At 63.4% G+C, this 21,095-nt stretch carries 17 protein-coding genes; 16 read left to right on the top strand and 1 reads right to left on the bottom strand.

Annotation, left to right across the window (positions count from 1 at the left end):
• Positions 1 to 84 precede the first annotated feature (84 nt).
• From ugpB to zapE, 9 genes are all read left to right on the top strand, one after another.
• Positions 85 to 1,407, top strand: a complete 1,323-nt coding sequence (gene ugpB, locus ACN9M1_RS08975) for a sn-glycerol-3-phosphate ABC transporter substrate-binding protein UgpB (protein WP_426393688.1) — start codon at positions 85 to 87, stop codon at positions 1,405 to 1,407.
• 75 nt (positions 1,408 to 1,482) lie between these two features.
• Positions 1,483 to 2,364: a sn-glycerol-3-phosphate ABC transporter permease UgpA gene (gene ugpA / locus ACN9M1_RS08970; protein ID WP_252678639.1), complete on the top strand. Its 882-nt coding sequence runs from the start codon at positions 1,483 to 1,485 to the stop codon at positions 2,362 to 2,364.
• Positions 2,365 to 2,381: 17 nt separating this feature from the next.
• On the top strand, positions 2,382 to 3,230 hold the full coding sequence (gene ugpE / locus ACN9M1_RS08965; RefSeq protein ID WP_426393687.1) for a sn-glycerol-3-phosphate ABC transporter permease UgpE: 849 nt from the start codon (positions 2,382 to 2,384) through the stop codon (positions 3,228 to 3,230).
• An 18-nt stretch (positions 3,231 to 3,248) separates the two neighbouring features.
• Positions 3,249 to 4,346, top strand: coding sequence for a sn-glycerol-3-phosphate import ATP-binding protein UgpC (locus ACN9M1_RS08960; RefSeq protein WP_426393685.1), 1,098 nt, complete (start codon positions 3,249 to 3,251; stop codon positions 4,344 to 4,346).
• Positions 4,343 to 5,101, top strand: coding sequence for a glycerophosphodiester phosphodiesterase (gene ugpQ / locus ACN9M1_RS08955; protein ID WP_426393683.1), 759 nt, complete (start codon positions 4,343 to 4,345; stop codon positions 5,099 to 5,101). The genes ACN9M1_RS08960 and ugpQ overlap by 4 nt, the downstream gene beginning before the upstream one ends.
• Before the next feature lie 285 nt (positions 5,102 to 5,386).
• Positions 5,387 to 8,251: a 2-oxoglutarate dehydrogenase E1 component gene (locus ACN9M1_RS08950; protein WP_426393681.1), complete on the top strand. Its 2,865-nt coding sequence runs from the start codon at positions 5,387 to 5,389 to the stop codon at positions 8,249 to 8,251.
• 132 nt (positions 8,252 to 8,383) lie between these two features.
• The gene (gene odhB / locus ACN9M1_RS08945) at positions 8,384 to 9,646 is read left to right on the top strand and encodes a 2-oxoglutarate dehydrogenase complex dihydrolipoyllysine-residue succinyltransferase (RefSeq protein WP_426393679.1); all 1,263 of its coding nucleotides are present in this window, start codon (positions 8,384 to 8,386) and stop codon (positions 9,644 to 9,646) included.
• A gap of 175 nt (positions 9,647 to 9,821) precedes the next feature.
• A complete protein-coding gene (gene lpdA / locus ACN9M1_RS08940; RefSeq protein ID WP_426393678.1) occupies positions 9,822 to 11,258 on the top strand; it encodes a dihydrolipoyl dehydrogenase in 1,437 nt (478 codons plus the stop codon).
• A gap of 99 nt (positions 11,259 to 11,357) precedes the next feature.
• Positions 11,358 to 12,455, top strand: a complete 1,098-nt coding sequence (gene zapE / locus ACN9M1_RS08935) for a cell division protein ZapE (protein ID WP_426393676.1) — start codon at positions 11,358 to 11,360, stop codon at positions 12,453 to 12,455.
• Positions 12,456 to 12,470: 15 nt separating this feature from the next.
• Here zapE and ACN9M1_RS08930 read toward each other — a convergent pair whose 3' ends face one another.
• Positions 12,471 to 13,310: a 2-phosphosulfolactate phosphatase gene (locus ACN9M1_RS08930; RefSeq protein WP_426393674.1), complete on the bottom strand. Its 840-nt coding sequence runs from the start codon at positions 13,308 to 13,310 to the stop codon at positions 12,471 to 12,473.
• Positions 13,311 to 13,485: 175 nt separating this feature from the next.
• Between ACN9M1_RS08930 and ACN9M1_RS08925 the strand changes: the two genes are divergently transcribed.
• The 7 genes from ACN9M1_RS08925 to ccoG all read left to right on the top strand — a co-directional run bounded on the left by ACN9M1_RS08925 (position 13,486) and on the right by ccoG (position 21,089).
• Complete coding sequence (locus ACN9M1_RS08925) at positions 13,486 to 16,029, top strand: heavy metal translocating P-type ATPase (RefSeq protein ID WP_426393673.1); 2,544 nt, start codon at positions 13,486 to 13,488, stop codon at positions 16,027 to 16,029.
• Positions 16,030 to 16,049: 20 nt separating this feature from the next.
• Positions 16,050 to 16,220, top strand: coding sequence for a cbb3-type cytochrome oxidase assembly protein CcoS (gene ccoS, locus ACN9M1_RS08920; RefSeq protein WP_426393671.1), 171 nt, complete (start codon positions 16,050 to 16,052; stop codon positions 16,218 to 16,220).
• Positions 16,221 to 16,337: 117 nt separating this feature from the next.
• Positions 16,338 to 17,795: a cytochrome-c oxidase, cbb3-type subunit I gene (ccoN, locus tag ACN9M1_RS08915; RefSeq protein ID WP_426393670.1), complete on the top strand. Its 1,458-nt coding sequence runs from the start codon at positions 16,338 to 16,340 to the stop codon at positions 17,793 to 17,795.
• 10 nt (positions 17,796 to 17,805) lie between these two features.
• Positions 17,806 to 18,495: a cytochrome-c oxidase, cbb3-type subunit II gene (ccoO, locus tag ACN9M1_RS08910; protein ID WP_426393668.1), complete on the top strand. Its 690-nt coding sequence runs from the start codon at positions 17,806 to 17,808 to the stop codon at positions 18,493 to 18,495.
• A 3-nt stretch (positions 18,496 to 18,498) separates the two neighbouring features.
• Positions 18,499 to 18,681, top strand: coding sequence for a cbb3-type cytochrome oxidase subunit 3 (locus ACN9M1_RS08905; protein ID WP_426393667.1), 183 nt, complete (start codon positions 18,499 to 18,501; stop codon positions 18,679 to 18,681).
• A 12-nt stretch (positions 18,682 to 18,693) separates the two neighbouring features.
• Positions 18,694 to 19,617: a cytochrome-c oxidase, cbb3-type subunit III gene (ccoP, locus tag ACN9M1_RS08900; RefSeq protein WP_426393665.1), complete on the top strand. Its 924-nt coding sequence runs from the start codon at positions 18,694 to 18,696 to the stop codon at positions 19,615 to 19,617.
• Positions 19,614 to 21,089: a cytochrome c oxidase accessory protein CcoG gene (gene ccoG, locus ACN9M1_RS08895; protein ID WP_426393663.1), complete on the top strand. Its 1,476-nt coding sequence runs from the start codon at positions 19,614 to 19,616 to the stop codon at positions 21,087 to 21,089. The genes ccoP and ccoG overlap by 4 nt, the downstream gene beginning before the upstream one ends.
• The last annotated feature ends 6 nt before the right edge of the window (positions 21,090 to 21,095 follow it).

Here is a 21,095-nt window from a genome sequence, read left to right as displayed (position 1 = left end):
GACCGTTCGTTTAGAGTCGGCGCGCCGTGGGGCGGAGCGAGGGAGCCCGCCACAACGTCGAGGCACACGAAATCAGGAGAAACAATGACGATCAAGAAGATTGCGGGGGCAGCAGCTGTGCTGGCTGCGTGTACGTTTGCGCAAGGCGCGTACGCTGTGACGGAAATCCAATGGTGGCACTCGATGGAAGGCGCCTTGAACGACAAGGTGAACGAGATCGCCGGTAAGTTCAACGCCAGCCAGTCGGATTACAAGATCGTGCCGGTCTACAAGGGCCAGTACGATGAATCGCTGGCAGCGGGCATTGCGGCATTCCGTGCCGGCAACGCACCGGCCATTCTGCAAGTCTTCGAAGTCGGCACCGCAACGATGATGAACGCCAAGGGCGCCATTGTGCCGGTGGCCAAGATCATGAAGGATGCCGGCGAGAAGTTCGACCCGAAGGCCTATGTGCCGGCCGTGGCGGGCTACTACACGTCGAACAAGGGCGAGATGCTGTCGTTCCCGTTCAATAGCTCGACGACGATCATGTATTACAACAAGGACGCCTTCAAGAAGGCCGGCCTTGATCCGAACAAGCCGCCAGCAACGTGGCAGGAAGTGGCCATCGATGCGGCCAAGCTGAAGGCCGCGGGCTTCCAGTGCGGCTATACGACCGACTGGCAATCGTGGGTGCATCTGGAAAGCTTCTCGGCCTGGCACAACGTGTCGTTCGCCACCGAGAACAACGGCTTTGGTGGCCCAAAGGCGCGCCTGAATTTCAACGGCCCGGTGCAGATCAAGCACATCGAGAACCTGGCCGACATGCAGAAGAAGGGCTACTTCACCTACGCCGGCCGCAAGGACGAGCCGAAGGCGAAGTTCATTGCGGGTGAGTGCGCCATGCATACGGGTTCGTCGGCGGCGCTGGCGAACATCCGCAAGAGTGTGGGCACCAAGTTCGCGTTCAGCCCGGCACCGCTGCCGTACGAAGCCGGCGTGCCCGGCGCGCCGCAGAACACCATCATCGGCGGCGCCTCGCTGTGGGTGATGGGCGGCCACAAGGCCGAGGAGTACAAGGGCGTCGCCAAGTTCTTCACGTTCCTGTCACGTCCGGAAGTCCAGTCCGACTGGCACCAGGCCACCGGCTATCTGCCCGTCACCATGGAGGCGTATGAGCTGACGAAGAAGTCGGGCTACTACGACAAGAATCCGGGCGCGGATGTGGCAGTCAAGCAGATGATCGTCAAGACGACGGACAAGTCGCGCGGTATTCGTCTGGGCAACTTCCCGCAGATCCGTCAGGTGATCGACGAAGAGCTGGAATCCGTCTGGGCCGGCAAGAAGACGCCGAAGGAAGCGCTGGATGCAGCCGTTGCCCGTGGCAACGAACTGCTCGCCCGCTTCGAGAAGACCGTCAAGGAATAAGCGCAACATCGCGCTCGTCTGAACCGCCGGCCACGTGCGCTTGCACCGGCCGGCGGTGCGTTTTTGGAATGTCGCATGGAAAAACGCGTCGTCTTTCGATCGCGCTGGCTGCCGTATGTGCTGGTGGCCCCGCAGATCGTCATCACTCTGGTGTTCTTCTTCTGGCCGGCGGGGCAGGCGCTATATCAGTCGCTGCTGCGCCAGGATGCCTTTGGCATCAACCTCGAATTCGTGGGCCTGGAGAACTTTCACGACCTCTTTGCCGATCCGACCTATCTCGGGTCATTCAAGACCACGGCGGTCTTCGCCATTGGCGTGGCGCTGGTCGGTCTGGGCACTTCGCTGGCGCTGGCGTACTTTGCTGATCGCGCATTGCGCGGCGCCACGTTCTACAAGACGCTGCTGATCTGGCCGTATGCGATTGCGCCGGCCGTGGCGGGCGTGCTGTGGAGCTTCCTGTTCAACCCGTCGCTGGGCATCGTGTCGTTCGTGATCCGCAAGATGGGCGTGGACTGGAACTTCGTGCTCAACGGCGGGCAGGCGTTGACGTTGGTGGTCATCATCGCGGCGTGGAAGCAGATCAGCTACAACTTCCTGTTCTTCCTGGCGGGGCTGCAGAGCATCCCCAAATCGCTGATCGAGGCGGCGGCCATCGATGGCGCCGGGCCGTGGAAGCGTTTCTGGTCGATCGTGTTTCCGCTGCTGTCGCCCACGACCTTCTTCCTGATGGTGGTGAACGTGGTGTACGCGTTCTTCGACACCTTCGCCATCATCGATTCGGTCACGCAGGGCGGGCCGTTCAAGGCGACGGAGACGCTGGTGTTCAAGGTCTACCAAGACGGCGTGCGCGGGCTCGATATCGGCGGATCGGCCGCGCAGTCGGTCATCCTCATGGGCCTGGTGATCGTGCTGACGATCGTCCAGTTCCGCTACGTTGAACGCAAAGTCCAATACTAAAAGGAGGGCATCAGATCATGATTGAACGCCGTCCATTCCTGGACTTCCTCACCCACGTCGTGCTGATCCTGGGCGTGGTGATCGTCGCCTTTCCGGTGTACGTCGTCTTCGTCGCATCCTCGCTCACGACCGAAGAAGTGCTGCAGGCGCCGATGACGCTGATCCCGGGCTCGCACCTCATCGACAACTACCGCGAAGTACTCACGCACGGCATGGGCAACTCGGCCACGCCGGTCGGCACCATGCTGCTGAACAGCCTGATCATGGCGCTGGGCATCTCGCTCGGGAAGATCGCGATCTCCATCATCTCGGCTTTTGCGATCGTCTATTTCAAATTCCCGCTGCGCAAGACGTTCTTCTGGCTGATCTTCGTCACGCTGATGCTTCCGGTGGAAGTGCGGATTCTGCCCACGTACAAGGTGGTGTCAGACCTCGGCATGCTGAACAGCTACGCAGGGATGACGATTCCGATCATCGCGTCGGCCACGGCCACGTTCCTGTTCCGGCAGTTCTTCCTGACGATTCCCGATGAACTGGCCGAAGCCGCGCGCATCGATGGCGCCGGGCCGCTCAAGTTCTTCTGGGACGTGGTGCTGCCGCTCTCGCGCACCAGCATCGCAGCGCTGTTCGTGATCCAGTTCATCTACGGCTGGAACCAGTACCTCTGGCCGCTGCTGATCACGACCGAGAAGAGCATGACCCCCATCGTGCTGGGCGTGACGCAGATGATCTCCCGCTCCGGCGATTCCGCCACCGACTGGAACCTGCTGATGGCCACCGTGATGCTGGCGATGCTGCCGCCCGCGGCGGTGGTGATCGGCATGCAGCGGTGGTTCGTTAAGGGCCTGGTGGAAACCGAAAAATAAAAGAATAGAAGACTCAAGATGGCAAAACTGTCTCTACGCAACGTCCAGAAGCACTACGCCAACCTCCAGGTCGTGCATGGCATCGACATGGAAATCGGCGACGGGGAGTTCATCGTCATCGTCGGCCCGTCGGGCTGCGGTAAATCCACGCTGCTGCGCATGGTGGCGGGCCTGGAGCCCATCACCGGCGGCGAGGTATGGATCGGCGATCGCATCGTCAACGAACTCGAACCGGCCGAGCGCGATATCGCGATGGTGTTCCAGAACTACGCGCTGTATCCGCACATGAGCGTGTTCGACAACATGGCGTATGGCCTGAAGATTCGCGGCCTGCCCAAGAGCGATATCCAGGCGCGTGTTGAACAGGCTGCGGGCATTCTGGAGCTCGGCAAACTGCTTGATCGCAAGCCGCGTCAGCTGTCTGGTGGTCAACGCCAGCGTGTCGCCATGGGCCGCGCCATCGTGCGTGAGCCTGCTGTGTTCCTGTTCGACGAGCCGCTCTCCAACCTCGATGCGAAGCTGCGCGTGCAGATGCGCCTGGAGCTGAAGGATCTGCATCGCCGTCTGCGCACGACCAGCCTGTACGTCACGCACGATCAGGTGGAAGCCATGACGCTGGCCGATCGCATGATGGTGCTCAACGGCGGCCGGGTTGAGCAGATCGGCACGCCGCTGGAGGTGTACTCGCGCCCGGCCAGCACATTCGTCGCCGGCTTCATTGGCTCCCCGCCGATGAACCTCGTGCCGGTATCGCGCCATGCAGGTGAGGGCGCGCAGATCCGCGTCGATGGCGCGAAGGAGGGGAATGTTGCGGCAACGCTCGGCCACCTGCCAATGGGCCTGCATCTGCCCGAGCACGCTTTGATGGGTCTGCGCCCTGAGCACATTGAGCCGTGCTCGGCGGATCAGGCCATCGCATTCATTGACGTGCGCGTAGTCGAAGCGCTCGGCGCCGATGCGTTTGCCTACGGTTCGCTGGCCGGTCACCCGATTGTCGTTCGCCTGGAGCCGCACGCCAGCGTGAGGGCCGGCGATAAGCTGCCGATCACCGCCTCGGCCGATCACCTGCACTGGTTCGACCCGCAGACCACCCGCCGCATCGAGGCCCTGGCATGAGCGACGCACGCGCCTTGCCGGCTTGGCCGTATCCGCGTGTCATTGCGCATCGCGGTGCCGGCAAGCTTGCGCCCGAGAACACGCTGGCCGCGTTCCGCCACGGCGCCTCGTTCGGCTATCGCATGTTCGAGTTCGACGTGAAGCTCTCGGGCGACGGCGCTGCGGTGCTGCTGCACGATGCCACGCTGGACCGCACCACGAACGGCACCGGGCGCCTCGACGCACTGACGCTCGGCCAGATCGCGCAACTGGATGCGGGCAGTTGGCACAGCGCCGCCTACGCGGGTGAACCGGTGCCCACGCTGGCGGCCATCGCGCGTTATCTGCGCGCCAACAACTTCCTCGCGAACATCGAGATCAAGCCAGTCCCGGGCGCAGAGTGGCGCACGGGCGCAGCCGTGGCGCTCGATGCCCACTCGTTGTGGGCCGGCGCAGACGTGCCACCGCTGTTGTCCTCGTTCTCGGAAGAGGCGCTGGCCGCCGCGCGGGAAGCAGTACCGGAACTACCGCGCGCGCTGCTGCTCGACAAGCTGCCCACCGATTGGCTCGACCGCCTGCGCGCGCTCGACTGCGTGGCGCTCGACGCCAACCACCGCGAACTCACGCCCGAGATCATTGGCGAGGCACACGCTGCCGGCTTCCGCGTCTGCTGCTACACCGTCAATGACGTCGATCGTGCGCAGTTGCTGTGGGGCGCCGGCCTGGACGGCCTAATTACGGATTGGGTCGACCGGATTTCGCCTGTGGGAATGTGAGGAAAGCGATCCTTTGATGTGTCAAAACAACGGTTTCTTGGCACGTCAAGGAATCGGAATATTCGTTATAAACGTGCTATGCTTCCCGCCCGTGAAGACTTAGGTCCTTCCCGCACAACTTGTCTGTAAAAGCTGTCTCGGTGCCTCCTTTCTGCCATGCGCGATCCGGTCCGATCAGGTGATTTCAGGCGATTTAGTTTGCGATCCGCTAACCGGTCAAGCCGTGTCGCGGAAGGTTGATGAACCCGCTGAACTCCGGCAGACCCGGAGAAAAGTGAGCGCCCCATGACTGAGCTGTATAAGCAGTATCTGGACACTTCGTACCTGTCCGGCGGTAACGCCGCCTACGTTGAAGATCAGTACGAAGCGTACCTCCAAGATCCCACGTCCGTTAGCGAGGCACTGCGCGCGTACTTCGATGCGCTGCAGAACGTCCCCGCCGTCGACGGTTCCAACGCCCGGGATATCCCCCACGCCCCCATCGTTACCTCGTTCGCTGAGCGCGCCAAGTCTGGCCCGATCAAGACGATCGTCGCGTCTGCTGATTCCGATATGGGTCGCAAGCGCGTGGCTGCAACGCAGCTGGTGGCTGCTTACCGCAATGTAGGCCTGCGTTGGGCCGATCTTGACCCGCTCAAGCGTCAGGAGCGCCCGCCGGTGCCGGATCTGGACCCGGCTTTCTACGGTTTCACCGAAGCCGACCAGGACATCGTTTTCAACGCCAGCAACACGTATTTCGGCAAGGAATCGATGAGCCTGCGCGAGCTGGTCAACAACCTGCGCGAAACGTACTGCGGCTCGATCGGTGCCGAGTTCATGTACATCAGCGACCAGGCGCAAAAGCGCTGGTGGCAAGAGCGTCTGGAAACCATTCGCTCCAAGCCGACGTTCTCGGCTGAAAAGAAGAAGCACATTCTGGAACGCCTGACGGCCGCTGAAGGCCTCGAGCGCTTCCTGCATACGAAGTACGTCGGTCAGAAGCGCTTCTCGCTGGAAGGCGGCGAGAGCTTCATCGCGGCAATGGACGAGCTGATCCAGCATTCCGGCGCCAAGGGCGTGCAGGAAATCGTGATCGGCATGGCCCACCGCGGCCGTCTGAACGTGCTGGTCAACACGCTGGGCAAGATGCCGGCGGATCTGTTTGCCGAATTCGAAGGCAAGCACGTGGACGACCTGCCGGCCGGCGACGTGAAGTACCACAAGGGCTTCTCGAGCGATGTGACCACCCCGGGTGGCCCCGTTCACCTGTCGCTGGCGTTCAACCCGTCGCACCTGGAAATCGTCAACCCGGTCGTGGAAGGCTCGGTCAAGGCACGTCAGGAGCGTCGTGGCGACAAGCACGGCGCGCAAGTGCTGGCGGTGCAAGTGCACGGTGACGCGGCCTTCGCAGGCCAGGGCGTCGTGATGGAAACGCTGAACCTCGCGCAAACGCGTGGTTACGGCACGGGCGGCACGATCCACATCGTCATCAACAACCAGATCGGTTTCACGACGTCGGACCCACGCGATTCGCGCTCGACGCTGTATTGCACCGACGTGGTCAAGATGATCGAAGCGCCGGTTCTGCACGTGAACGGCGACGATCCGGAAGCTGTTGTCTTGGCCATGCAACTGGCCGTGGACTTCCGCACGGAGTTCCAGAAGGACATCGCGGTCGACATCATCTGCTTCCGCAAGCTCGGCCACAACGAGCAAGACACGCCGGCGATGACGCAGCCGCTGATGTACAAGAAGATCGGCACGCACCCTGGCACGCGCAAGTTCTACGCTGACAAGCTGGTCACGCAGAACACGCTGAAGGCTGAAGAACCGGACGCCCTGGTGCAGGAATTCCGCGCCGCTATGGACGCCGGCAAGCATACGGTTGACCCGGTGCTGTCGAACTTCAAGAACAAGTTCGCGGTGGATTGGCTGCCGTTCCTGAACCGCAAGTGGACGGACTCGGCTGATACGGCTGTGCCGATGGCTGAGCTCAAGCGTCTGGCTGAGCGTATCACCGCCATCCCCGACCACTTCAAGCTGCACCCGCTGGTTGAGAACGTCGTCAACAACCGCGCCAAGATGGGCAAGGGCGAGCTGTCGCTGGACTGGGGCATGGGCGAGCACCTGGCCTTCGCCTCGCTGGTGGCTTCGGGCTACCCGGTGCGTATCACGGGTCAGGATGCTGGCCGCGGTACGTTCACGCACCGCCACGCCGTGCTGCACGATCAGAACCGCGAGCGTTGGGACGCCGGCAGCTACATCCCGCTGCAGAACGTGTCGGAAAGCCAGGCACCGTTCACCGTGATCGACTCGGTGCTGTCGGAAGAAGCCGTGATGGGCTTCGAATACGGCTACTCGTCGGCTGAGCCGAACACGCTGGTGATTTGGGAAGCCCAGTTCGGTGACTTCGCCAACGGTGCGCAGGTCGTGATCGACCAGTTCATCTCGTCGGGTGAAGTGAAGTGGGGCCGCGCCTCGGGCCTGACGCTGATGCTGCCGCACGGCTACGAAGGCCAAGGTCCGGAGCACAGCTCGGCGCGTCTCGAGCGCTACCTGCAGCTCTGCGCAGACCACAACATGCAAGTGGTGCAGCCGACCACGCCGGCGCAGATTTTCCACCTGCTGCGTCGCCAGATGATCCGGATGTTCCGCAAGCCGCTGATCATCCTGACGCCGAAGTCGCTGCTGCGTAGCAAGGACGCTGTGTCGCCGCTGTCGGATCTGGCCAAGGGCCACTTCGAAACGGTGATCGCCGATACGGCCGAAGATCTGAACGCCGCCAAGGTGAAGCGCGTCGTGGCGTGCTCGGGCAAGGTCTACTACGACCTGGTCAACGCTCGCAAGGAGCGCGGCCAGACCGACACCGCCATCATCCGTGTGGAACAGCTCTATCCGTTCCCGCACAAGGCGTTCGCGGCTGAGCTGAAGAAGTACCCGAACCTGACCGAAGTGGTGTGGTGCCAGGATGAGCCGCAGAACCAGGGCGCCTGGTTCTTCGTGCAGCACTACATCATGGAAAACATGAACGACGGTCAGAAGCTGGGCTACGCAGGCCGCCCGGCATCGGCATCGCCGGCCGTGGGCTACTACGCGAAGCACAACGAGCAGCAGAAGGCGCTGATCGATGCGGCATTCGCCAAGCTCAAGGGCTTCGTGCTGACCAAGTAAGCGACGCGCGCATCAAGGCGGCAGCTTCGGCTGTCGCCTTGGCGCATCTTCGCACCCGAATTCCACCGTATATCGAATTGAGCGAGCCCCGCTGAGAAGGGCGCGCACACATGAATCCAAGGAACCACCGAAATGGCTATCGTTGATGTCAAGGTCCCGCAGTTTTCCGAGTCCGTTGAAGAAGGCACGCTGATCTCCTGGAAGAAGAAGCCGGGCGAAGCCGTGGCCCAGGACGAAATCCTGATCGAAGTCGAGACCGACAAGGTCGTGCTGGAAGTGCCGGCTCCGTCGGCTGGCGTGCTGGCTGAAGTGCTGGTGGCGGACGGTGCAACCGTGACGTCGGAACAGCTGCTGGCCAAGATCGACACCGAAGGCAAGGCAGGCGCTGCTGCTCCGGCCGCTGCCGCACCGGCACCTGCTGCTGCCGCTCCCGCACCTGCAGCCGCCGCGCCTGCCGCTGCTGCCACGGGTGGCGTGGCCATGCCGTCGGCTGCCAAGCTGATGGCTGAAAACAACCTGTCGGCTGGCCAAGTGGCCGGCACGGGCCGCGATGGTCGCATCACCAAGGGCGACGTGCTGGGTGCCGTGGCTGGTGGCGCCAAGCCCACGGCCACGACTGCCGCTGCTGCTCCGCAAGCTGCGCGTCCGGCGCTGCAGCAAGTGGCTGCTCCGGTGGACTTCGCTGCCCTGGGCGACCGTCCGGAAGAGCGCGTGCCGATGAGCCGCCTGCGCGCCCGTATCGCCGAGCGCCTGGTGCAATCGCAATCGACCAACGCCATCCTCACCACCTTCAACGAAGTCAACATGAAGCCGGTGATGGACTTGCGCGCCAAGTTCAAGGACCAGTTCGAGAAGACCCACGGCGTGAAGCTGGGCTTCATGTCGTTCTTCGTGAAGGCCGCTGTGCACGCGCTGAAGAAGTACCCGGTCATCAACGCGTCGGTGGACGGCAACGACATCGTCTACCACGGCTACTTCGACATCGGTATCGCTGTCGGCTCGCCGCGCGGCCTGGTGGTGCCCATCCTGCGCAACGCCGACCAGATGAGCTTGGCCGACATCGAGAAGAAGATTGCAGAATTCGGCAAAAAGGCCCAGGACGGCAAGCTGACGCTGGACGACCTGACCGGCGGCACGTTCTCGATCTCGAACGGCGGTACGTTCGGTTCGATGCTGTCGACCCCGATCATCAACCCGCCGCAATCGGCCATCCTGGGCGTGCACGCCACCAAGGATCGCGCCGTGGTGGAGAATGGCCAAGTTGTGGTTCGCCCGATGAACTACCTGGCCATGTCCTACGACCACCGCATCATCGACGGCCGCGAAGCCGTGCTGGGCCTGGTGGCCATGAAGGAAGCGCTGGAAGACCCGGCCCGCCTGCTGCTGGACCTGTAAACCTGCCCACGGTCCTACTGCGCGACCCGATCTTGACCTTGCGATGCTCGCCGTACCGATGTACGGCTGCGCTTCTCAGGCCAACCTCGGGCCGCTCGCTACGGACCGTGAACAGGTTTAAACCGATTGTTGACGTTCCCGCTTAGGCGGGAACGACGGACCAAAGGATTTCTCCATGAGCAAAGAATTTGACGTGCTGGTGATCGGCGCCGGCCCCGGCGGCTACATCGCCGCCATCCGCGCTGGCCAGCTGGGCCTGAACGTGGCGTGCTGCGAAGGCAACGCCTACGACGATCCGAAGAGCGAGCCGCGTCTGGGCGGCACGTGCCTGAACGTGGGTTGCATTCCGTCCAAGGCGCTGCTGGCCTCGTCGGAAGAGTTCGAAAACGTGAACCACCACCTGGCCGACCACGGCATCACGGTGGACGGCGTCAAGGTCGATGTGGCCAAGATGCTCAAGCGCAAGGACGACATCGTCGGCAAGATGACCAAGGGCATCGAGTTCCTGTTCCGCAAGAACAAGGTGACGCTGCTCAAGGGCTACGGCAAGTTCGTCAGCAAGACCGACGCTGGTTACCAAGTGGAAGTCGCAGGCAAGGCCGGCACGGAAGTCGTGACCGCCAAGCACGTGATCATCGCCACGGGCTCGAAGGCGCGCCACCTGCCGAACGTGCCGGTGGACAACGTGATCGTTGCCGACAACGAAGGCGCACTGAAGTTTGCCGAAGTGCCGAAGAAGCTGGGCGTGATCGGCGCTGGCGTGATCGGCCTGGAGTTGGGCTCGGTGTGGCGCCGTCTGGGTTCGGAAGTGACGATTCTCGAAGCGCTGCCGAGCTTCCTCGGCGCGGCTGACGAATCCGTTGCGAAGGAAGCCAACAAGCTGCTGACCAAGCAGGGCCTGAAGATCAACGTCGGCGTGAAGGTTGGCGAGATCGAATCGTCGGCCAAGGGCGTGAAGGTGAACTACACCGACGCTGCCGGCGCTGCGCAAGTGCTGGAGTGCGACAAGCTGATCGTGTCGATCGGCCGCGTACCGAACACCGACAACCTGGGCCTGGAAGCCATCGGCATGGCCACGGACCCGCGTGGCTTCATCGAGGTGGATGACCACTGCGCGACCAAGCTGCCGAACCTGTGGGCAATCGGCGACGTGGTGCGTGGCCCGATGCTGGCGCACAAGGCAGAAGACGAAGGCGTGGCCGTGGCCGAGCGCATCGTCGGCCAGAAGCCGCACATCGATTACAACTGCATTCCGTGGGTGATCTACACCTTCCCGGAAATCGCATGGGTCGGCAAGACGGAACAGCAACTCAAGGCCGAGGGCCGTGAGATCAAGGCTGGCCAGTTCCCGTTCATGGCCAACGGCCGTGCGCTGGGCATGGGCGCATCCGACGGTTTCGTGAAGGTCATCGCCGATGCGAAGACCGACGAGATCCTGGGCGTGCACATCGTGGCGGCCAACGCGTCGGATCTGGTCGCCGAGGCGGTTGTGGCGATGGAGTTCAAGGCTGCAGCCGAAGACATCGGCCGCATCTGCCATCCGCACCCGTCGATGTCGGAAGTGATGCGCGAAGCTGCGCTGGCTGTCGATAAGCGTCAGCTCAACATGTAATGACTCGCTGAACAGCGAGCACGGTGCCCGGCTATCCGCAAGATGCCGGGCATCGGTCCATTTGGGCCGTCGAAAGAGGGCTCACTGTTACCAAAGCAGATGAACGTCCAGGAAACCTACCTACAGGAACTGAAGGCGCGCGGCTATCAGCCCGACGAAGCGCAGCAACGTGCCGTCGATCGCCTGCAGCAGTGCTACGACGAATGGAGCGCCTACAAGGCTCGGCGCTCAAGTGCGTTGCGCAAGATGCTGGTGCGCCCGGAGCTGCCGCGCGGCGTGTACATGTGGGGCGGAGTAGGGCGCGGGAAGTCGTTCCTGATGGATGCCTTCTATAGCTGCGTGCCGCTGGTGCGCAAAACGCGCCTGCACTTTCACGAGTTCATGCGCGAGGTGCATCGCCAGTTGGAAGAGCTGCGTGGCCGCGCCGATCCGCTGGACGAACTGGCGCGCCGCATCGCCAAGAAATACCGCCTGATCTGCTTTGATGAATTCCACGTCAGCGACGTCGCTGACGCGATGATCCTGCATCGGCTGCTCGATCAGCTGTTCGCCAACGGTGTGCAGTTCGTGATGACGTCCAACTACCGGCCGGATCTGCTGTATCCGGACGGCCTGCACCGCGACCGTGTGCTGCCCGCCATTGCGCTGCTGCAAGAGAAACTCGACGTGCTGAACGTCGATGCCGGCATCGACTACCGCAAGCGCGCGATGGAACAGGTGCAGGCGTATCACACGCCGCTGGGCGCCAAGGCCAACTCGGCGTTGCGCGACGCGTTTGCTGCGGTGGCAGAGGGACCGGATGACTCGCCGGTGCTGCACATTGAACACCGTGAGATTCGTGCCGCGCGCAAGGCAGGTGGGGTGGTGTGGTTCGATTTCGCCACGCTGTGCGGCGGCCCACGCTCGCAGAACGACTACCTGGAAATCGCCTCGCGCTTCCACACCGTCATCCTGGCTGACGTGCCGAAGATGACGCCGCGCATGGCCTCTGAAGCGCGCCGGTTCACGTGGCTGATCGACGTGTTCTACGACCACAAGGTCAAGCTGCTGATGTCGGCCGAAGTGCCGGCAGACGAGCTCTATACCGAAGGCCAGATGGCCAACGAATTCCAGCGCACCGTCTCCCGCATCATCGAAATGCAGTCGCGTGAATACCTCGAGGCGCCGCGCCGCGAGGTCGATACGTCGCTGACCTGACGACTGCTGATCCGCCTAGTGCGATAGCGGCGGGTTGCGGTGCGAAGACGGCGTGGGCGCCGGCCGCAGGCTCGCGCCAAAGAAGTCCTGCGCCATGGGCTCGTTCTTGCGATTGACGTTGCGGAACGCGCCTTCCACCAGCATCGGCGCGATGTTGCTCACATCCGTCTGCGAGGCGATGGTCACATCTTCGGTAAAACCGCGTTCGCATAGTTCGCGGCCCGAAACGGAATCCAGCATCCACGCCTTCATCATTCCCGTCTGGGAGGCTTCGCGGTAGATGGCGCGGGCGGCCAGGGCCTCGGGCGACAGCGCCTGGGGTAGGAAGCCGGCCACCGTCTCCGACAGGTGATGGACGATGGCGCCAGCCGCCAGCCAGTCTTCCAGGGCAGGGCGAAGGCTGCCATCGGCCCAGCGTTCGCCGGATGCCACCACAGCCACGCGGCGACCCAGTCGAGAGGCCGCTTCCGCCACGGCGCGTGCATTGCGCAAGCAGCCAGCAAACGTCGGCGTTGACCCCGTGGCGAGTGCCAGCGTCGCCCCATTCGGCGAGGGCAGGACGAGGCTGCTGCCCATCGGCAATTCACGCAGGGAAGCGGGCGACAGCGTGTAGCCCGGTTGGCTGCGGTTGGTGCCGGCCAGCATGGCGCCCGCGCGGCGGGCAAACGTTTCGGCGCTGCCATCCCGCCACGGATACGGGTAGATACGCGCGCCGCGCGCGACGGCAACGTCCACACAAGTGCAGAAGGACAGCACGTCCACCACGATGACTACGTCGCAATGCGGTGCCAGCGCGGATGCCCCGTGCTCGCCCCATTCGCAGTGAATGTTGTACAGGCTGAATTCGGTTGCCACGGCGCCCTCCTGTTTGCCCAGTGCAGCTATTCACTATAGGCGCCGTATTTTTTTGTGGGGCCGCACCGTGTGTCTAGAGTGCCGTAAAAGGCGCTTATTCCGTTCCATTTTTAGTTGGACACGCTTGATTCGTATCAAGGGGGCCCTGGGGGATGCTGGCTAGCATCACCTCATAATGACGACGACACTCGCCCCCAATCTCCCGACCGCACCGGTTCTCGGTACAAGCTTGCCGACCCAGGCTGGTGGGACGCGCGTGTCGCATGTCACTTGCTACCACTGCGGGTCCGATCTCGACGCGGGCACCGCGCTCCACGGCGAGATTGCCGGCCAGGTCCATGACTTTTGCTGCGCCGGCTGCCAGGCGGTCGCGCAGACCTTGCACGCGTCGGGCATGGGGCACGTCTACGACGGCCCGATCGCCTTCGCCAAACCGATCGATGGCGAGCAGCGTGCGGAAGCCGAAGCCGTGTGGGCGACGTACGACTTGCCCGTCATGCGCGAGCGCTTTGTGCGCCCACGCGATGACGGCTCCGAAGACCTTTCCCTCGCCATCAGCGGCATGCGGTGCGCGGCCTGTGTCTGGCTGATCGAACGGGCGCTGTCGCGTGTGCCTGGCGTGCGCGAAGCCACTGTCAACTACGCCACGGAGCGTGCCCGCATTGTTGGCGATGCGGGCGCCGTGCGCTTGTCCGAGGTGTTTGCCGCCATCGCCAACGTCGGCTATCAGGCTTGGCCAGATCAACCGTCCGCGCGCCGCACCGCCGAAGCACGCGAGCGCCGCAGCCTGCTGATCCGCCTTGGCATCGCCATGCTGGGGATGATGCAGGTGATGATGTACGCGTGGCCGGTGTACCTCTACAGCGGCGAGATTCCGCTGGGCCAGACGCGCCTGATGCAGTGGGCCAGCCTGGTGCTGACGGCCCCCGTGGTGGTCGTGTCTGCTGGGCCGATCTTCCGTAGTGCGTGGCAGCAGCTGCGGCACGCGCATGTCGGCATGGACGTGCCAGTGGCGCTGGGCATTGGTGCAGCATTCGTCGCCAGTGTGATGGCCACGCTGCAAGGCCACGGCGAAACGTATTTCGACTCGGTGACGATGTTCGTCGCCTTTCTGTTGGCGGCGCGCTATCTGGAATTGCGCGCACGGCAGAGTGCGGCCTCTGGCGCGGAAGCGCTGGTGCGCCAGTTGCCTGCGACGTGTCGCCGTCTCGACGCCGATTCCGGCGAGCTGCAGACCATTCCCGTCGCCGCGCTTTCTGTGGGCGATTGCGTGGAGGTGCGCGCCGGCGAGGTGCTTCCCGCAGATGGCGTCATCGAACAAGGCGTGACCGAGATCGATGAATCTCTCCTGTCTGGCGAAAGCGTGCCGCGTGCGCGCAGCGCTGGCGCGGCCGTGTTGGCCGGCAGCTACAACGTGGTCAGCGCCGTGCGTGTGCGCGTGAGCCGTGTGGGTGCGCAGACACGGCTGGCCGCCATCGTCGCGTTGTTGGATCGCGCACTGAACGACAAACCGCGTATGGCTGAACTGGCCGATCGCGTGGCGGGCCGCTTCGTCGCCGTGCTTCTGGGCTGGGCGCTGTTGACGGCGATTGCGTGGTGGTGGATCGACCCGGACCGCATGTTTGCCGTGACGGTGGCGGTGCTGGTGGTGAGCTGCCCGTGCGCGTTGTCATTGGCGACACCTTCCGCGTTGGCCGCCGCCAGTGGCGCACTGGCAAGGCGCGGCGTGCTTGTCACGCGGGGGCATGCCATCGAGAGCCTGGCCGCCGTGACAGACGTGCTGCTAGACAAGACCGGGACGCTCACGGAAGGGCGCCTGCGCCTGCTCAGCATCGAAACGTTCTCCCACGTGGATGCCGAGACCTGCCTGGCGATGGCCTGCGCGATGGAGCAAGCGGAAAACCACCCTATCGCGCAATCGCTGCGCGCTGCCACATCCGAGGCCTTGACGCCACCCGCTATGGGGCCCGCCACCAACGTGCCAGGACAGGGCGTGCAGGCGCACGTGGATGGCCAACCGGTGCGGCTCGGCACGCAGGCGTTTGCCGCCTCGCGCTACGCGGATCAACCGGTCGTTTCTACCCGTTATGGCGGCGAAGCCCCCATGGAAGAGGTCCCGCCGGCAGCGGCATGCACGTCCATCTGGCTCGGCCGCGATGGCGAACCGCTTGCGCGCTTCACCCTGGCCGATACGCCGCGTGCGGATGCGCCGGCTTGCCTGGATGCGCTGCGCGCGCAGGGTCTGCGCTTGCGTCTGGTATCCGGCGATGCCCCCGAGACCGTGCGCTGGTGGGCGAATCGTCTGGGCATCGATTACGCCATCGGCGGTGCCAGCCCGGAAGACAAGCGCGCCTATGTGCGCAAGTTGCAAGCCGAGGGCGCGCGCGTGCTGGCGGTCGGCGACGGGATCAACGATGCGCCGTTGCTGGCGCAGGCGCAGGTGTCCATCGCCATTGGCACTGGGGCGCCGCTGGCCCAGGCCGGCGCCGACGCGATCCTCACCGAGCCGCGTTTGGCGGCCATCAGCGATGCCGTATCGATCGGCCGCCGGACATTGCGCGTGGTGCGCCAGAACCTCGGCTGGGCCTTTGCGTACAACGCCATCAGCATTCCGCTCGCCACGCTGGGGTGGCTGTCGCCTCTGATGGCCGGCGTGGGTATGTCCGTGTCGTCGCTGCTGGTGGCGCTCAATGCGTGGCGCCTGACGCGTGCGAGCTAACGGACGGTTGAGGAGGGGAAATGGAAACACTGTTCTTGCTGATCCCGCTGTCGCTGATGGCGGTGGTCGCCATTGTGGGGGCGCTGTGGTGGGCAGTCGGCTCGGGCCAATACGACGACATGAAGAGCCCGGCTGAATCGATTCTGCTCGACCCGGACACCCCCGCGCGAAGCGCGACACGGCGCGACTGAACTGCAGGACTGAACGACCTACGACCAATGGCTGGGGTGCCTTGATGCACGTCAAGACCCCCAAGTCGTCCGGTTCTTAACATGACCGCATCAAACCAACTACCTTGGGGAGCAAGCATGGAACCATCCAGCGCGTTGCAGCACACCCAGACCTTCAACTACCGGGTTGTCCGCCAGTTCTCGATCATGACGATCGTCTGGGGCATCGTCGGTATGGCGGTCGGTGCGCTGATCGCGGCCCAGTTGATCTGGCCGCAACTGAACTTTGGCGTGCCCTGGCTGACGTACGGCCGGCTGCGTCCGCTGCATACCAACGCCGTCATCTTTGCGTTTGGCGGTAGCGCGCTGTTTGCCACGTCGTACTACATCGTGCAGCGCACGTGCCAGGTGCGCTTGCTCTCTGACACGTTGGCCGCCTTCACGTTCTGGGGTTGGCAGGCGGTGATCGTGGCGGCGGCCATTACGCTGCCGCTGGGCATCACCAGCTCGAAGGAATACGCCGAGCTGGAATGGCCGATCGACATCCTCATCACCGTGGTGTGGGTGGTCTACGCCGTCGTGTTCTTCGGCACGATCATCAAGCGCAAGACCAAGCACATCTACGTGGCCAACTGGTTCTTCGGCGCGTACATCATCACGATTGCGCTGCTGCATATCGTCAACAACGCCGAGCTGCCGGTGTCGCTGTGGAAGTCGTATTCGGCCTACGCCGGCGTGCAGGATGCGATGGTGCAGTGGTGGTACGGCCATAACGCGGTGGGCTTCTTCCTGACTACCAGCTTCCTGGGGATGATGTATTACTTCGTGCCCAAGCAGGCTGAGCGTCCGATCTATTCGTACCGTCTGTCGATCGTCCACTTCTGGGCGCTGAACTTCACCTACATGTGGGCGGGCCCGCACCACCTGCAGTACACCGCGCTGCCCGACTGGGCGCAGTCGCTGGGCATGGTGTTCTCGCTGATTCTGCTGGCGCCGTCGTGGGGCGGCATGATCAACGGGATCATGACCCTCTCGGGTGCCTGGCATAAGCTGCGCACCGATCCGATCCTGAAGTTCCTGGTGGTGGCGCTGTCGTTCTACGGCATGGCGACGTTCGAGGGCTCGATGATGTCCATCAAGACCGTCAACGCGCTGTCGCACTACACAGATTGGACCATCGGCCACGTGCATTCCGGCGCGCTGGGCTGGGTGGCCATGATCACCATCGGTTCGATGTACTACATGATCCCGCGCCTGTTCGGCCAGCAGCGCATGTACAGCACGCGCCTGATCGAGGTGCACTTCTGGGTGGCCACCATCGGCGTGGTGCTCTACATCGCCGCCATGTGGGTTGCCGGCGTCATGCAGGGCCTGATGTGGCGTGCCACCGAAGCCGACGGCACGCTCACCTACAGCTTTGTCGAAGCGGTGAAGGCCACGTACCCGTTCTACCTCATCCGCCTGATGGGTGGCCTGTGCTTCCTCGGCGGCATGCTGCTAATGGCCTACAACGTGTTCAAGACCGTCCAGGGCAACAGGGCGGTGGACGCACCGATCCCTCAACCCGCGCAAGCTCCGCTGGTCGCGGCACAGTGAGGAGACGAACATGAGCAACCAATCCAACAATCGTTTCTTCACGCACGAGACGCTGGAAAAGAACATCGGCCTGCTGATCGTGCTGACGCTCATCGTCGTCAGCATCGCGGGGCTGGTGCAGATCGTGCCGCTGTTCTTCCAGCATTCGACCACCGAGCCGGTCAAGGGGATCGCGCCATATTCGCCGCTACGGCTGGCAGGGCGCGACGTCTACATCCGTGAAGGCTGTGTCGGCTGCCACTCGCAACAGGTGCGCACGCTGCGCGCGGAAACCGAGCGCTATGGCCACTATTCGCTGGCTGGCGAGTCGGTGTTCGATCATCCGTTCCTGTGGGGCTCCAAGCGTACGGGGCCGGATCTGGCGCGCGTTGGCAAGCGTTATTCGGATGACTGGCACCGCATCCACCTGCGTGATCCGCGCGAGGTGGTGCCGGAGTCGAACATGCCGTCGTACGCGTGGCTCGCCAAGACGCCGCTGGACAACAGCGACATCGAAAAGAAGATGCACGTGCTGCGCCAGCTTGGCGTGCCGTACACCGATGCGCAGATTGCCGGCGCACGTGAGCAGCTTGCCGGCAAGACCGAAGAAGACGCCGTAGTCGCCTATCTGCAGGGCCTGGGTGTCGAGCTGCGCAACGTGCGCGAGATGGCCGGTAAGCCCGCCGATGAATCGGCCGCCACCGTTGCCGCCAAGGAGTAAGCCATGGCCATCCTGAGTGGAATTGCGACTGCGGTTTTCCTGGTGCTGTTCGTGGCGATCAGCTGGTGGGCGTTCTCGGCGCATCGACGCGCCGCCAACGAGGAATCGGCCATGCTGCCGTTCCTGCTGCCCGATGAAGCCGAGGTCGCCAGTGGACGCGTTCGTGCGTCGCGCTCGCATCAATAAGGACACAAGATCATGAGCGACTTCATTTCCGAGTTTTGGGGGTATTACATCGCGGCGATTGCTCTGGTGGGCATCGTGTGGTGTATCTGGCTGCTGTTCTCGCAGCGGCGTATCCAGATTCCGCCGGGGCAGAGCGCCGGTGACGATACGGGCCACGTGTGGGACGGCGACCTGCGCGAGTTGAACAACCCGCTGCCGCGCTGGTGGATGTGGATGTTCCTGCTGTCGTGCATCTTCGCCCTGGGGTACCTGGTTCTCTATCCGGGGCTGGGTTCGTACGCCGGCGTGCTGGGCTTCTCAACGCGAGGTGAATTGGCCTCCCAGCGTGCAGAAGCCGATGCGAAGGTGCGCCCGCTTTACGAGCGCTACGCCAACATGGACATCAAGCAGATCGCCGCAGATCCGCAGGCGCACGAGATCGGCCAGCGCCTGTTCCTGAACAACTGCGCGCAATGCCACGGTTCGGACGCGGCAGGCTCCAAGGGCTTTCCCAACCTGACCGACGGCGACTGGCTGTATGGCGGAGATCCGGACACGATCCTTACCACCATCACCAAGGGCCGCCATGGCGTGATGCCGTCGCTGGCAGCGGTGGTGGATGGCAATCAGGCCGTCAACGTTGCCCACTATGTGCGTTCGCTGTCGGGTCTGTCGTCTGACCCGATCAAGGCGTCGCGCGGTGAATCGACGTTCAAGTCAGTCTGCGCGGCCTGCCATATGGCCACCGGCAAGGGCAACCAGGCGTTGGGCGCGCCCAACCTGACCGACCGCGTGTGGCTGTACGGCAGTTCGGAAGCGACCATCGTCGAGACCATTCTCAAGGGCCGTGACAACACCATGCCGGCACACGAGAACCTGCTCTCGCCCGAGAAGATCCGAATGTTGGCGGCCTACGTTTGGGGGCTGTCGAATAGCAATCCGAGTCACACCCAATGAGCGACCAAGAACCAGCCTGGCGCCCCATGACAACCGCTGCCGCTACATCGACCTCGGCGGCGGGTGTTGAAGATGCACCGACCGAGCAGATGCTGTATGAGGTGCGGCGCAAGATTTATCCGCGCGCCGTGACGGGCGCATTCGCGCGCTGGCGGGTCTGGCTGGTGCTGGCCACTCAGCTCGTTTTCTACGGGTTGCCGTGGCTGCAGTGGAATGGGCGCCAGGCGGTGCTGTTCGACCTGGGCGCGCGTAAGTTCTACCTGTTTGGCCTTGTGCTGTGGCCGCAGGACGTGATCTACCTGACGCTGCTGCTCGTGCTGTCGGCGTTGGGTTTATTTTTGTTTACGGCAGTGGCGGGGCGACTCTTCTGCGGCTATGCCTGTCCGCAAACGGTCTACACGGAAATCTTCATGTGGATCGAGCGGCATATTGAAGGCGACCGCTTTGCCCGCATCCGCCTGGACGGTGAGCGCTGGAGCCTGCGCAAGCTGCGCCTGAAAGCAGCCAAGCACTCTGCCTGGGTGCTGATCGCACTGTGGACGGGCTTCTCGTTCGTCGGCTTCTTCACGCCCATCCGCGAGTTGGGCATGGAAGTGTGGACGTTCTCGCTCGGGCCGTGGCAAACCTTTTGGTTGCTGTTCTACGCCTTCGCTACGTGGGGCAACGCTGGCTTCATGCGCGAGCAGGTGTGCCGCTACATGTGCCCGTACGCACGCTTCCAAAGCGTGATGGTCGACCCCGACACCTACGTCGTCACCTACGATACGGAACGCGGCGAGCCGCGCGGCAGCCGTTCACGCAGTGCAGATTTTGAAGCGCAGGGCCTGGGCACGTGCGTGGATTGCAGCATCTGCGTGCAGGTCTGCCCGACCGGCATCGACATCCGCCAGGGGCTGCAGTACGAGTGCATCGGCTGCGGCGCCTGTATCGACGCGTGCGATCAGGTGATGGACAAGATGCGCTACCCGCACGGCCTGATCCGCTACACCTCAGAGCGTGCGATGCACGAGCGCCTGACGCCGAAGCAAGCCCGCCGGCACCTGCTGCGTCCGCGTGTGCTGATCTACACGACGATCATGCTGGTGCTCATCGCCGGTTTCGTAACGGCACTGGCCATGCGCAAGCCGCTCAAGGTGGATGTGATTCGCGATCGCGGTGCCCTCGCGCGCGAAGTGGATGGCGACAAGATCGAAAACGTCTACCGCCTGCAACTGATGAATGCGTCCGAGCGTCCCGTGCGCGTAACGGTTACGGCAGAAGGCCTGCCGGCGCTGCAAGTGCTCGGTGGCAGCGGTGAATCGACCACGCTTGAACTGGCGCCCGCAGCCAATCGGTTGCTGCCTGTGCTCGTGCGCCGTCCTGCCGATGACATACCGGCCGGCTCGCACAAGATCCGTTTCGTCATCCAGGCAGATAGCGATAGCGACAGCCTTGTGTTGCGCGAACCGTCCAGCTTCATCGTGCCGCGCTAACGCGGT

It is taken from the genome of Ralstonia sp. R-29 (assembly GCF_049913345.1).
GTDB lineage: Bacteria > Pseudomonadota > Gammaproteobacteria > Burkholderiales > Burkholderiaceae > Ralstonia.
The sequence above is the reverse complement of the archived record's forward strand: the minus strand, read 5'-3'. Positions and strand labels throughout refer to the sequence as shown.